This window comes from Bradyrhizobium sp. CB82, assembly GCF_029714405.1.
Classification (GTDB): domain Bacteria; phylum Pseudomonadota; class Alphaproteobacteria; order Rhizobiales; family Xanthobacteraceae; genus Bradyrhizobium.
Genome location: NZ_CP121650.1, coordinates 8,427,278 through 8,441,421 on the forward strand (window position 1 = coordinate 8,427,278; position 14,144 = coordinate 8,441,421).

General features: G+C 58.4%; 9 protein-coding genes. 3 read left to right on the forward strand and 6 right to left on the reverse strand.

The window, feature by feature from the left end:
* Positions 1-119 precede the first annotated feature (119 nt).
* Both QA640_RS40030 and QA640_RS40035 read right to left on the reverse strand, forming a co-directional pair.
* Positions 120-1,982: an NEL-type E3 ubiquitin ligase domain-containing protein gene (locus tag QA640_RS40030; RefSeq protein ID WP_283038111.1), complete on the reverse strand. Its 1,863-nt coding sequence runs from the start codon at positions 1,980-1,982 to the stop codon at positions 120-122.
* Between the two features lie 19 nt (positions 1,983-2,001).
* A complete protein-coding gene (locus QA640_RS40035) occupies positions 2,002-2,424 on the reverse strand; it encodes a hypothetical protein (protein ID WP_283038112.1) in 423 nt (140 codons plus the stop codon).
* 403 nt (positions 2,425-2,827) lie between these two features.
* Between QA640_RS40035 and QA640_RS40040 the strand changes: the two genes are divergently transcribed.
* A complete protein-coding gene (locus QA640_RS40040; RefSeq protein WP_283038113.1) occupies positions 2,828-4,195 on the forward strand; it encodes a hypothetical protein in 1,368 nt (455 codons plus the stop codon).
* Here QA640_RS40040 and QA640_RS40045 read toward each other — a convergent pair.
* The 3 genes from QA640_RS40045 to QA640_RS40055 all read right to left on the reverse strand — a co-directional run bounded on the left by QA640_RS40045 (position 4,192) and on the right by QA640_RS40055 (position 7,765).
* The gene (locus QA640_RS40045) at positions 4,192-4,464 is read right to left on the reverse strand and encodes a hypothetical protein (RefSeq protein ID WP_283038114.1); all 273 of its coding nucleotides are present in this window, start codon (positions 4,462-4,464) and stop codon (positions 4,192-4,194) included. The two genes, QA640_RS40040 and QA640_RS40045, sit on opposite strands and share 4 nt — an antisense overlap.
* Before the next feature lie 296 nt (positions 4,465-4,760).
* Complete coding sequence (locus tag QA640_RS40050) at positions 4,761-5,717, reverse strand: zincin-like metallopeptidase domain-containing protein (protein WP_283038115.1); 957 nt, start codon at positions 5,715-5,717, stop codon at positions 4,761-4,763.
* A 635-nt stretch (positions 5,718-6,352) separates the two neighbouring features.
* Positions 6,353-7,765, reverse strand: coding sequence for an MATE family efflux transporter (locus QA640_RS40055; protein WP_283038116.1), 1,413 nt, complete (start codon positions 7,763-7,765; stop codon positions 6,353-6,355).
* A 2,119-nt stretch (positions 7,766-9,884) separates the two neighbouring features.
* On the opposite strand from QA640_RS40055, the gene QA640_RS40060 reads away from it, so the two are divergent.
* Positions 9,885-10,556, forward strand: a complete 672-nt coding sequence (locus tag QA640_RS40060) for a response regulator transcription factor (protein ID WP_283038117.1) — start codon at positions 9,885-9,887, stop codon at positions 10,554-10,556.
* A 66-nt stretch (positions 10,557-10,622) separates the two neighbouring features.
* The gene (locus tag QA640_RS40065; protein WP_283038118.1) at positions 10,623-11,009 is read left to right on the forward strand and encodes a response regulator; all 387 of its coding nucleotides are present in this window, start codon (positions 10,623-10,625) and stop codon (positions 11,007-11,009) included.
* Positions 11,010-12,945: 1,936 nt separating this feature from the next.
* Here the strand turns inward: QA640_RS40065 and QA640_RS40070 are convergent.
* Positions 12,946-13,737, reverse strand: a complete 792-nt coding sequence (locus QA640_RS40070) for a hypothetical protein (protein ID WP_283038119.1) — start codon at positions 13,735-13,737, stop codon at positions 12,946-12,948.
* Positions 13,738-14,144 lie beyond the last annotated feature (407 nt).

The following is a 14,144-nucleotide window of genomic DNA, read 5'->3' on the forward strand; positions in this document are numbered from 1 at the left end:
CGTCGCAATGAAAGCGACTTCCTCGATCTTCTCGAAGAAGGCGCATCTCACGTTTAAGGGCGGATCGAATCGTGAGAGTTTGAGGGAAAGGCAAAAATTGCGACCTTGCAATCGGGGCTTTATAAACTAAGGCCGCGATCCCTGAGCACCCGGTGCATTACCTCGGTTTTGATCTCGCGGGCAATCTCATTGCGGATCTCGGCTCCGAGCTGCCGCTCGGCATCGTGCAGCCAGGGCGTGGATGAGGATGCTGGGTTGTCGCCGCTCAGCTGATAGTCGGCGAGCCGTTGCTGCAAGCGAGTTCGAAACTCATCGTCCATCGCATCGACGAGCCGCTCCTGCATCGCTGCTTCCTCTTGGGGTGCGATGCGCCTCACCGCGCTCTCCCAAGGTTGCCAGCGCGTAGCCAGATAGTCCGCGAAGCCCGTCGCCTCCTGCCTGCGGACCGACATCTCGGCCCTGGCAACGTCGTCCTCGGTGACGTGGGAGACGTTCAAGAAGCGCATATCCGGAGCGATGTGCCGCAGTTCCAGCGGCTCTCGCAGCTGGGTCTGGTATGCAAGATAGACTTCTATCTCGTCGATGTCGGCCTCCGGGTCGGCGCGGCGGAGCGAATTGACCGTCTCGCGCGCGATCTCGTTCAGCGCCTCCAAGCGGAACATGACACGGCCGTGTTGGAGCAGTTCGTCAAGGCGTCCGTCGTAGGCGCCGTCCTGAACGTCAGCGTTCAGGCGCGCAGTCCGCATGCCGTTCCAGGTCAAAGTAATGCGGTCCTCGCAACTCTCGCTCGCTGCAAAAGCCAGCTGGAAAAACTGCTCGCGCAATTGCGGCCTGACCGCCACTCGCTGCAGATCGTCGACCACTGCTTGTCGGAAGGCGTCGTTTCTAGAGTTCACAGTGCCCCGTAGCCTGTCGAGAAAACGAGCATAATCCTGGGCACCCGGCTCTTGGGCGAAGCCCTGCCAGGCAACCACCGCGTCCGGCTGCCCCTCAAGCCAATCCGCGACGACCTCATGTAGGGGCCGCGGCTCAACCTCCAGCACTCCTTCGGCCATCGAGAAAAAGATCTGCGGGCCAGCATAGTCCCCCGAATGCATGGCTGTCGCCAGGTTGGTCTGCACCACCCCGGGCAGCGGATTATTCTCGAGATCAACGCTGGAGTCGCGGCCTAGCTGAGTCATCAAGGTCGCGGGCACGCTGGTAATCTGGTTATTGCTGGCGCCGAGCCATAGGAGGTCTGGCGGCACCGACGCGGGCAGACTGCTCAGCTGGTTGTTGTTGGCACTGAGCCATTCGAGCCCGGCCGGGAGCTCGGGCAGATTGGCCAGTTGATTGTAGTCGACGTTCAGACGCTCGAGCTCGGCTGGAAGGTCGGGCAGGCTGGTTAGCCGATTGCCGCTGGCGTCCAGCTCTCGAAGGTTTGCCGGAAGGACTGGCAGACTCGTCAGCTGGTTGTTGGTGACATTCAAGCGCCGGAGCCCACGTGGTAAATTTGCAGGCATGCTGGTCAGTCCGTTGCTGATCGCGTAGAGCCGCCGTAGCGCGGCTGGAAGCTCGGGCAGACTGGTCAGCCGATTGTTGCTAGCGTAGAGCCGCTGGAGACCGGCCGGAAGGTTATGGGTCACGCTCGTCAGCTGATTATCGTCTACGTTCAGGCGACGCAGCCCGGCCGGCAGGGAAGCGGGCAATGCGGTCAGGGACAGGGACGACAGATCCAGCGTCTCGTTGAGATCACCTTCCTGCTGCCAAGCCATCGTCCGACTGACCGCCTGTTGCCGATCCTCATCCGCGTGCCGCCCCTCTTCGGCAGCCCAGCTCGCCAGGACCTGATCCTGCGATGAGGCCGGATTCGTCGCGCCCGCCCGCGCATCCGTCAAGGCTTCACCCCACTGCGCCGCAGCCGGGGACCCTGGTTCGTAATTTTCAGAATCGGAAGTTTCGGAAGAAGTGCCAGCGCCAAGCTGGGCCCGCTCTGCATTCATCGATTCCATTCTTCGATAGCTAAATCAGGGAATACGCCGGAGCGGTGAATCTTGAAGCCCCTTCACCGGCCGAGCACTTGCAGCAGGACGCAAGCAGGTCCACACAAATCCGGGCTTTCGAATGGGTTGATTGATCCGAGCCGACCAAGCCGGACCTCAGTTCGATATGTTCTCCTCCTAAAAGGCATACCTGTCGACAAGCTGACGAGCCTTGTTCATTGTCGAACAGCCGGGTCTGCATAACCCTGTTGGGGTACGGGCGCTCCAGCCACAAAGAGAGCGTCAGGCCGAAGGCCGATCTGACGAGCCGCAGGCGCCAGGCGGCGGCCGCAACGCCGAGCTGGGCGGCGGCGATCAAAGTGAGACCGACAATCAGGATGAGACTGCGCCGATGGGGACGGACCGAAGGGATGGCGTAGGCCGACCGGAGGACCGTCCCCATCGGCGTCGCGCTTTTCGGACCCGTCTGGCGGCAGGGTGCGGGTGGTGCAGCCGCGCCGAAGACGGGTCCTGAACACGAGAAGCCGCGCGACGATTGAGAGCCGCGGGCGACGGCCTCGTCAGCTTCTCGAAAGATTGTTCATAGTAGGACTAGTTCAATTGATTTCATGACTGAGGCTAATGTGGACCCGCACAATTTTGACGCATTCAATGTAACTGCTGGGCCCCGGGTACAGGTCTCGCAAGAGCATCAACCCGACCGGTCCGGGCAAGAGCACTTCGAGCAGCAATTAAACCAGGTGCGCGAAGCCGATAACGCGATACCTGACGGTGGGCCACGCGGTAGCCCCTCTACCAATGTGTCTACGGCCGAGCCGATGAGTGCACTTGCCAGGAGCAACCTCTTGCCAAGCGAGGTCCTCATCAACGATGGGCATAACACAGCTGAGTTGAGAGCAGCGAAGAGGCCGAGGGTCCTAAACAATCCGCAAGGCGTTGCCATTGAGCAGCAGCTGAGCGAGATCGCCAATTCAGGTGGTGGTGGAGCAATGCTAGCAGCCCCCGCGGTGCAGCCGGCTGGGATTGTGGTGCGGGGGCATCAGTTGGACAAGCGGCCGGTTTATTCCGAGGATGCTTCCGAAATCTTGAGGCTTGAGGAGGCTCTCATCAAGGGCGGTATGGTCGCTGGTGGGGCGAAGCAAAATGCAGGCGCTCTTCTTAGCTTTAGCCGTTGGCTCTTCGCAAAACGCAGACCGAGCATTGTTGCTCGGCTGGACAGTAAGTCGCTGAGCAATAGCGATGACGTATACGAGTTCGTCGGAAAGGGGAATTCCCGAAATCTCCTTGTAGCATTAGACCATCTCCGCACCTTTCGGTCGACGGGCGAAGTCATCGTACGCCAACGGAGCGGTCGCGTCCGCCCCCCGAACGTGGCTCCCAACCATCCCGAAAGCGCGGCAGTGATGGAACCGATGCTCATCGGCGACGCCGCTGCACAGCACAGGGCGTCGCACGAAGCTAGCAGCCGGCCAGAGGAGCTTCGGGACAGGCATGAGGATCAAGCCGCCCCGTCGGCTTTCGTCCAAGGGCACGTCGCGATCAATCAAGAGCAGTTTCATCAGTGGGAGCTTCGGGAAGTGCTGGATCATCTGGATCATCAACCCATCCCATCGCCAGTCTCCGTCCCTTCAGAGGAGCTTCAGCGACTGGAAAAGGACTTGCAGGACGAGTTGCACCGACACCCTGCCCTGTCGTTCTCCGCCGATCCAGAAGAGTTTAGTTTCGATCTAGAGCAATTCTCTCCAGGGGAGCTCCGGCGATTGCTTGATGATCAATCCATACCGTCGCCAGTCTCCGTCCCCTCAGAGGAGCTTGAGCGACTAGAAAAGGACTTGCAGGACGATTTGCACCAACCCCCTGCCCCGTCGTTCTCCGCCGGTCCAGAAGGGTTTAGTTTCGATCGAGAGCAATTCTCTCCAGAGGAGCTTCGGCGATTGCTTGATGATCAATCCATACCGTCGCCAGTCTCCGTCGCCTCAGGGGAGCTTCAGCGACTGGAAAAGGACTTGCATGACGAGCTGCACGGACACCCTGGCCCGTCGCTCTCCGCCGATCCAGACGAGTTTAATTTCGATCTAGAGCAATTTTCTCCAGGGGAGCTTTGGCGATTGCTTGATGATCAATCCATACCTTCGCCAGTCTCCGTCGATCCAGGGGACTCGGCTCTAGATCTAGGGCCGTCTGATCTTCCCCGAAAAAGTGGAGGGGTTTAAGCGGCTTTTAGCTCCATCTCGATCGGGCGATATATCGCTTGCGCAATGGAGCCGGGTTCGGGTTGTAGAAGCCCTCGATGAAAGTTAATGCGCTGGGCATCGGCGCGGGTCTTATGGTTGCGACGACGAACGAGCTCGGTCAGTGTACGGAAGAGGCTCTCCATCGAGGCCTTGTCGTAGCAAACGGCCTTGCGGCTCATCGACGCGGTGATGCCGGCGCCCGCGAGACCGCCTCGTCTCATCTTGCTTGATTGACGCGCCGCTCTCATCCTGATTGATCGCCATAGAAGCGAGCTTCCTTGGCCAGAAGCGGCTCAAACGGCAACGAAGCAGGGCACGTTGGGCAATGCCCTCTTCGAGTTGCTCGAACGCAGCCGCCTTGGCAGGCGGCCTTTGGCCGGCTCAACACACCAGCCTGAAGGGCCTTTCACACGAGGGTGACAGGGTCATATTGCAAATATTTGATTTCACAACTGCCGGCCGAGAACCTCTTTCTCGGCTGCCAGCCGTCGCAGATAATCCGCCCAGCTCTTCTTAAACTCCTTGAGAAGCCTGAAACGATTATTCACGCGGCCTCACTTTCCACGTTCTCCGCTGTCGCGCCGACAACCGCACCAGGCAAAAAGCCCAGGATGTAGTCCGCTGCCTTACTGGCCTGGCTTGCAGCGCGGACAATCGCCCGATTGTCCTCTCGCAGAACCTCTAACCACGAGGCAATGTAATCGGCGTGCCGCACTGTCGGAACGATGCCAAGCGAGGCACAGGAGAATGCGGCTGACAGCTCCGCTATCAATTCCTCAAAGGCGTACTTCTTGGTGCCAAAAGAGCCGCTAAGATCGCGGTTGAGCCGTGAAGAATGACCGCTTGCGTGGCCAAGCTCGTGGAGGGCGGTGCGATGCCAATTGATCGGCTCGAAGTAGGCTTGCGGCGGCGGTACCTGCACATAGTCTTCTGCCGGTGCATAGAAAGCGCGATCACCGCTAATGCGGAAGTCAATGCCGGTCGCCTTGATCAAGGCTTCGACAGCTGGCTCGATCAGTCCTTGCGGCGGAGGAGGCGCAGTGGTCGCGATTTCCGCAGGCAAGCCATCGCACTGATCGGCATTGAACACTGTAAAGCGCTTCAGGAACGGAATCGCCAGTGCTTCCTCGCCAGTCTCTGTAGCGCGCTGCTTTTCATCATTTGGCACGAAGCGGTCAGCATAGACCACTGTCGTACCACGCTCGCCCTTGCGCACATGGCCGCCGAGCGATAGCGCCTGGCGGAAGGTGAGCCAGCTCTGACCGGCGAAGCCGCGCTCGATGACCGCGCCCCAAAGTATCAGGATGTTGATGCCGCTGTAACGCCGTTTGGTCGCGGCGTTGTTTGGCATCGCGAGCGGCGCCTCTGCCGCCGCCGTCCCCCACGGCTGCACCCATGGCACACGGCCGGCTTCGAGCTCGGCAATGATGTTATCGGTAATTTCGGCATAAAGGCCTGCCCGGTTCTGGCCCGGCGCGTTGCGAGGATGTCGTTTACACATCGCGTCTCTCCGAGAACGGGCGCCGGCGAGACTCTCTCGCGGCTATAAACCCGTCACGGCAAAGGGATCCCCCCTCTCGCTCTAGGAAGCTCTGCCGAGCAAAACGCAGATATGGTCGGGCTGCGACGGCAGCCCCACAGAGCGAAGCTGACAAGCCAGCTCGAGAATAATTTCGGCATCCTGCAAACGATGGCGCTGGAGTTCGCGGCGGGCGTACCAAAGAAGGTCGCGGCAGGAGTCAACATAGCGCCTCGCCTTCGGCGACGCCGGATCTGCTTCGGTCCAAAACGGACTAACAGGGCACCCGCTGGAGTGACTAGATCCGGAACAAAGCAATTCGGGCAAGTATTGATCGCCAGGGATCAAAGCCCCGCGAGCCGCCAGGCGACAACTCTCGGTTGGAGAACCTGATGCCCGACTGCGCAAACTGATCTCGGCGGAGGGAAGGGTTTGGTGTCTCGATGTGCCACTGCGGTATGTCGATCTCAGCTCAAATAACGACTATTCCGTGTGAACGACGCCAGCCCAAATGGACAAGATTGTCCGACAGCAAAATCATCTTTTGACTGGAGGGCTCGCCCAAAGGCATCAGCCAAAACGGGTTGGTGGAGTTCCGGTAGACCAATAAGTTTGACTTAAGAGCTTGCGGGACACCTCTGGGGAGCAAACTTGCTCGCGAGCAGCAGGAAACGCACGACGAGAAGACCCGCGTAGATGCCCGTGCCAATTGACAAGCCGATCCAGATACCAATTGCACCAAGCCCGATCTTCAAGCCAAGCACGTAGCTAAGGGTGAAACCGATCGGCCAATTAGCTATGCAGGCGAACAGAAGCGGGACGCGGGTGTCCTTAAGTCCACGCAAACCGCCGGCCGCAATGTGCTGCGCGGCATCAGTGATAAAGAAGCTCGCGCCGATTAAAAGGAGGTTTGCGGCCAAATCTGTCGTCGCGCCGACACCATCAGTCGTCCCGTCCAGAAACAGGCGGGCAATTTCAAAACGCACGACGACAACCGCGATAGTCAGTATCGCAGCAGCGATAGTGCCAAGGAGTATAGCAATCAGCCCTGCTCTTTTGACGCCTGGACCGTCGCTGCGACCGACGGCGTGACCGACGCGCACGGCCGCCGCCGTGCTGATGCCTAGTGGAACCACGAATAGGACCAAGTCGACCTGAAGGGCGATCTGATGGGCAGTAAGCGCTCTGATGCTGACCAGGCCCGCGAGCAGCCCCGCGGCCGAAAAAAGTCCGTATTCCAGCAAAACAATGAGTGAGATCGGAATCCCCATCGCAATCAATCGCCGCATGAACGGCCAATCGAATTGCCACAGACGCGCGAGCACGTGATAGTCACGGAAGGGGAGGCGCATTGTAGCGAACCACAATACGGCCAAGAACATCGTCAAGTTCACGAAGCTGCTCGCAAGGCCGGCTCCGAAAAGCCCAAGCGACGGCAGACCCAGCTTCCCATAGATCAGCACATAAGCCACGAGCGCGTTGAGAGGGATGGCCCCAATCGCAATCCACAAGACTGGCTGCGGCCGGTGGACCGCAGCCATGAAGTTGCGAAAACCGTGAAACCACAGTGCCGGCACCGCGCCCCAAACTAGTCCGAACAGGTATTGCTGCGCGAGGCGCGCCATCTCGGGCGCTTGGCCCAAAGCAAGCAGTATTTGCTCTCCGTGTAGCCCGAAGGCCATGATGGGGATCGATAGCAGCAATGCCGCCCAGAGTCCCATGCGCAGCGTACGTCGCACAGCGGCACGGTTTTTCGCCCCAAGCGCCTGCGCTGCCAGCGGCGCGATCGGGGTCAGCAAACCAATGCCGAGGGTGAACCCTATGAGGTAGATCGTGATGGCTAACGCCGCCGCAGCAAGCGCCTCCGGGCCGATGCGCCCGATCAAGGCAAGATCGGTGGCCATCATTACGACTTGCCCAAGCTGCGTCAGCACCATCGGCCATGCGAGCTTCGCAAGTTCGGCAAGCTCGATGGCGACCTGAAGATAAGCGCTAGGTGTCGTCCGTTTGAACTGGATGGCCAGGACCATTTTTTCCGCTCGTTGGTTCATACGACACCGCTGTCCGGTTTGTTTCCTCGGGCCCATCATCGCTGCTTTGTGAAGAAGAATATCCGCTTGTCTCGGCCTCGGACCTAGCGAAACGATGCCACGTCAGATCTTGCTCAGGTCAGTTCGAGACGACCCGCATCAGCGCGATGGATTTGCAAGCTTGGTTTCTATCCGCTGCTCTCGCTGTGACGAGAGCAGCTCAGCCACCTCTACTAGCGCTCCATCTCTGTTGAAAGAAGATGCAGTTGCTGGTCATTACGCAGCGATCGCCGATCATTGGTGCCGCATGGTGCGAACTGGATTGCGGCGTTTTCCATCGCATTGTCAAAATCGCACACGGACCCACAGCCGGGCTGCGTGACCTTGAGGATCCCAAAGTTGCGACCCACGCATACTGGTAGCTGGTATCACACAACGTGATCCTCGAGCGGCTGTTCTGAATAGGTCAAGCTATTCAAAGCTCATGCCAATGCGAGCGCCTTGAATTAGAAGCCGATCTGCCGGATTTGTCGTGTCGTGGCCATGACAGCAGGTCGCAAATCTGACAACAGCATCAGCGACGCTTGTCTCGATCTCGAAAGTGGTTGGGGCAAAACGTTCATGCGTGACCGCGAACGCTTGCTTCCCTTCGGGATCGATCGCTCAGATTCTTAGGTCTTCAAAGGGCGCTGCACGATGCTCGATGGTTGATGCGTTAGTCCTCATGCGTGGATCTTGGACTGGCTCAGTACTCAAGCGTGATAAGATTGGGATGGATCATCGTCGCCCTTTAAGTCATGCTCGAGTTGATCTCCGCTGCAAAACGCCGCGTTTTTCCAGAGGGAAACCCGCATCACACCCTGCGCTCACGCGACCCCACATGGTCCGGTCCATGTTCTATTTCGCGCGCTGCCAAGACAATATCGCCGACTGAGAATAGGAGATCGACAACTATGTCGTTCGGTTCTCGGCGCTGACCAGCTGGAGCCTTAACTTACGCCCACCTTTCTCCCCTTCGCCGAAAATCCCACCACCGGTCTCATTGTGCTCTTGAAGCCACGAAGGAGACTTCACGTAAGATCGCGGGTGCATACCCTTCCGCGGCTCGGTGCGGGCACCCAGCAAAAAGCGGAGAATTTGATCTGCGACGTTACTGGCCTGGCTTGACGCGTGGCGCTGCCACGCAGCCGGGAGAATGTATAGTGCGGCCCGAGAAGACGCGCGGCAGCTCACAAAGTAGCACCGCATTGCATGCCCCCGCGTCGACGGCAATCCTTAAAGCGCAAAGATGCCCCTGGAAGGGAATGTCCGAACCCGGTTCGCGGAACGCAATGGGGCTCTGGATCAGAACCCCTTCGGCGAGGAGCACATCTTGGCGCGTGGGTTGTTGAAGCCGGATGGCAGAGGCGCTAACGCGGCTCGGTTCGAGGGCGGTGCGGCGCGAGTCGCGCGCGCAGGAAAACGCGAAGACGTTAAGCGCCCGAAAGGTGGACTTCCTCTCTGGCCATTGTCCGAGCATCATAAATTCTGACCTGAAGCATTGGAAAACGCTGCTTCAGCTCCCGCGCTCCTGCCAAAGCCCCGTCTTTGGTCGCAAATTCGGCTTTGAATCGGCCATCTACTTCGAGAGCATAACCGGAAGCGGGAAGTTTTGGAGCAACCATTTCATTCCTTTAGCATGTTGGTCTCATCGACGACGGTTGCTTAACCTGAGTCGCTTGGACCGGGCTAGCAGTTGCATCAGCAACCGGCATTTCCTGCAAAAATCCGTGTGTAGGCGCCACCGGGAACCTTAGGGTTCCACCCGGGGAACGGAATTGGCGCGCCCCTCCAAACCGCCGACGCAACGAGGGCTTCGGCACGCTTACGGCAGAGGCAGTCAGGCCTTCGATCGCCCACAATACGGGCCCGGGCCGGGGTCCCTAGTCCTTTTGCTGCGAACGAATCGCCCATATATTCGCAAAATGGGCAGTTTTGCGATCAATACTGACCCAGATAAGGGAAATTGTAGGATTCGGCCGCACAAGCCCTCTTGGCGGCCTTTCAGTGTTTTCGCATTTAAAAGGGGATGCGGCGTGACATTTCACATGAACCTGCGCGTGCAACAGGAGGATGCATCATGAGCGAGCTGTCGCAAGCGTCGCAGCCGCGCACAGATGCCGATGAGCCGATCGTCTTGATCGTCGACGACGACGCTTCGATGCGCAAGGCTCTCACAAATCTGTTTGAATCGGTGGGGCTCAAGGTCAAGGCTTTTGGCTCAGCGGCGGAGATTTTGCAGGCGAAGCCGCCCGAGGTGCCGAGCTGCCTCGTGCTCGACATCCGCCTACCAGGATCGAGCGGCCTCGATCTGCAGTCCGATCTCGCCGAGGCCAAGATCGACACGCCTATTATCTTTATCACAGGTCATGGCGATATTCCCATGACCGTCCAGGCCATGAAGAGCGGTGCGGTCGACTTCCTGACCAAGCCGGTACGCGAGCAGGACCTCCTCGACGCGGTCCGGGCCGCGATCGAACGAGACCGCAAGCGGCGCGACCTCGACAAAACAGTCGTTGACCTGCGATCCCGGTTCGAAAATCTGACCCCACGCGAGCGCGATGTTCTCGCCCTGGTCACTTCCGGGCTGCTGAACAAGCAGGTGGCGGGCGAGCTTGGACTGGCAGAAATTACCGTCAAAATCTACCGCGGGCAGGTCATGCGCAAAATGGGCGCGAAGTCGCTGGCCGATCTCATTAGAATGAGTGAAGCTCTCGGAATTTCCCGCCCAAAAGGGAACTTACAAACCTAAGTATACTTTCCAATCCTGCATCCCGCCTCCACTTTCCAACGTACGGCCGCAACCGCGGCGAGCAGTTTGTCAATGCCCTCTGTCATTTCCCTCATCGACGATGATCCATCCGTTCGTACCGCAACGAACAACCTTCTGGCAGCGTATGGATACTTGGTCCATACTTTTGCCTCCGCCGAGGAGTTCCTCCGCGCGCCCCAATTGGGTGAAACATCCTGCGTGATTACTGACGTCCAAATGTCGGCCATGAGCGGAATTGACCTGCTCACGCATATGCGCAGCCTCGGTCATCGTATGCCTTTCATCTTCATCACGGCCTTTCCAGATGATGCCGTGCGCTCGCGAGCGATCAAGGCTGGAGGAATTTGCTTTCTTGCCAAACCTTTTGCCACGGCCGCGTTGATCAAGTGTTTGACGATTGCGCTATCTGGGTCAGGTGGAACTAGCGCGTGAAGATCTTAGGCGTTCCTTCCCAAACAAGGGATGTTGCGAGTTTCCCGCCAATCCTTTGAACGCAAGCCAAGAAAACGATCTGTCCAACATCTGATCGGCCTCGCTCATTGCTCCTGCTCCGCGCAAAGACGGTCAATTCCCACTCAAACCATACATCCAGCGCAGAGGCGCCTTCCTCGCCCTGCCGTCAGGGGGCTAGGCGAGGTCAGCGGTACTGAGCTTTCCGCCCTGCTTGCCGGCAGTAGTGCGCCCGATTTGCCAGAGACCTTCGCTGTTTCGGCCACCGCTTTCGTGTCTTGCGGCATGGACCCAGAACCGCCGCGCTTCGAAGAGTCACGAATTTGGCTTGGCATCGGCGCATTCTCTCCGTCGGCCCGAGATCTCGTCGTGCTGCTCATGTTAGCTCCTTCAACCTGGCTCGATTGGCCTACTGTGAGACGGGGCAAGGGCTATGCCAGCGCCAATCGCGAGCTCTAAGCACTGATCGCGCTTCGCAAGAGTTCGGGAAGGTGCAATGGCAGGCGTGCTTTGACTCTCATACCGTGCGCCGCTCTCAGCTCGAATAAAGATCGAGGGACTGACGCAGCCGGGCCCCTTCCCTACAGACAAAGATCAATACCGAATTCCCTTCGGCGTGAAATTTGCCCCGACCCAAGAGCAGGGGTCCAAGAGTACGGGTTCAAGAACTCTGGCTGAAAACGAGGATGCTGGTATGAAACGCAACCGCCTTTTGCAAGAGACGGTCTTCCGATCGACGGACCGATCCGGCGCAGTCGTTTTGATCGACCAACTGGACAAATTCTATCTAAAGAGAACGCCAGGAGCGCAGAAGGAGGTCAGCAGCTGACACACCACCGAATTTGTGAGAACCATGAGTTGATCAAGTTGACCAGGTCAGCAATCGAACTCAGATTGACGCTCATCGATGTTAAGCTCCGGACCGCATCCTTCGCCTGGTCTGCCATCACGTTCTCCGTCACTTACGCTCGTTACCATGACGCTGCCGCGGCCCTTTCTTTCTCTTTACACCGAGCAGAACACAAGGGCTCACAGCGTACAATCTGACGCTGCGTGAGGTTCAACCCACATTCGCGAGCATCCTGGTCTGAGATAGTTGCAGTAGATGCAGCGTCGGATTATTTGCTACCTTCAAAGTCGCATCACCAATGCTCCCAGGTGATGTGGGGGGCGGAATCGGCGTTTTCTCCGATCCTGTCGTCGGTGCCGCCCCACTCTACTCTTCGCGACCTGTCGTCAGGAGTGGCGTGAAACTGGGGCTGCGTCCCGGAGGCGGATCCGGTTGGTAGCGCACGACGCGAAGCTTATGCGTATATGATGGTCAGCATCTCCGGGAAAGAAAGGGGATGAAAGCGCCGTCGAGTTGTGCACTATGTACTGGCTTTGTTTTGCGTCAATTCGCCGCGCGGGTGTCTCTGCTCCGAGGCCTACCGTGGCACGGGACGCGCTGACCCGCTCATTATCGTGATCTTGCACTCCTTCCGAATCCGGGGCAAGGCCACCAGCGACAGCGAACCTCAAGCGGGCGGCGTTGCTGTTTCACCAGCCGAGAAGCCACAGCGCGAGCGCTGCGCACATGGATGAGCCGACCATAATAGCCATTCCGATGAACAGGACTTGCTCGCGATCCATTTGATCGTCCCTTCGTTTAGAAAGGCTCGAGCCGGACAAGTGCCCCTCTGTTTTAGGGCGCTTCGTCCGAATTGGAACAGCATGGTTGTGGCCAAACCCGCAATCTCGCTTCGGTTCTCGACACAACCCCTGATGCCTTGGCTTGGCCAACTAACCGGCAAATGCTGCGGAGGCGTCCGTCTCCTGCTGAACGTTCTGCGTACGATCTGAAGAAAGCGTCCTTCTCGAGGGTATCAACGTATCAACATGAAGATGTCGCGCTTTCTGAGCGGCTGCTGATCGGCATTCACCAGCTTTTCTTAAATCCGGCTGTCACGCTCAAGTTGGTGCTGCCTTGTGCGGTCTCCCCGACGGCGCTGGAGAGGGTGATACCGTTGGACAGCGTTTGCTCGGCGCCAAAGCTTCGCAGCCATTTGTCGTCGGTAGTCGACATAGTCTGGCTAACGACAAAGCTCGTGCCGATCCCGGTGATTGTGACTTTGGCCGAGTTATGGGTCTCGTAGTTGCGCGTCACCTGCCCGAACAGCCCTACGAGCGGCACCTGCCCCTTCTGAACCACATCGCAATCGATCTGCAATGCCAGCGAATCTTGGCTCCGCAGGGGCACCGACTTGATGAGTGAGGTACCGATCTTGCTACTTTGCTCCCCAGTATCAAAGCGCGCGTTCACTACGGTTTTATCCCAGACGGAGCCTGCGCCGGGAGCAGTGGCTGCAGCCCAGGCGATGCCGGAGGATTGCGGCGCGTTGCCGCCATTAGCAGCCTTCTCAGCCAGCAAATCCCATGTTGTGGTGGGCTCCCGCGCAACAGTCATGTCGGCTCCGATCCGAGTGTCCCAGAACGGAGAGATCGACTTTTTGACGGCGACTTCGGAGGCGCCGTTTGATTTCGTGCTGGACGACCAATTCAGACTGTTGTCAGCGGACCCAGCTTGCGCGGCGGACGGCATCGCGGCCAATATAGACGCAAAAACGAACGCGGCAGCCCAGAGCGCCGACTTGGCTCCGTCAACTCCTAACGCGAATTCTACAATGTTGCCTGCAATGGATTCCGCAGGCGCAAGAAACGGATTTGTCATTCAGAGGTCTCATGGCCAGCGTTCTCGCATGTTGCTTACAACCTGACGCCACGATCGATTCAACCTCTTTCGAATAAGTGCATTACATGATGATGACAGAGATCACTCGATCGGCAGCCACGAATAAACAGCTCCGTGCTTTAGGTTCCGCGCGCGAAGGCCTTTTTTGGTTTGACGGAGTGCGCAGCTCGCGTGACAGCTGCTTCTGCGGTGTAGATTACAATTTCGCCGGCTCGATACGGACAGCTTTGACGAAGCCTTGCGGCATCATGTAAGGCCGTCCATTTTTTCGTTTGGCATAACGCTTGCTTCAACAGAATACCATCACGAAGCCGTCGCCGTGATGTAGCGGCGGGCCCAGCGTCCGTTTAAGCGGCATGGAGTCCGCCCCATTTTTTCAGTCGGCC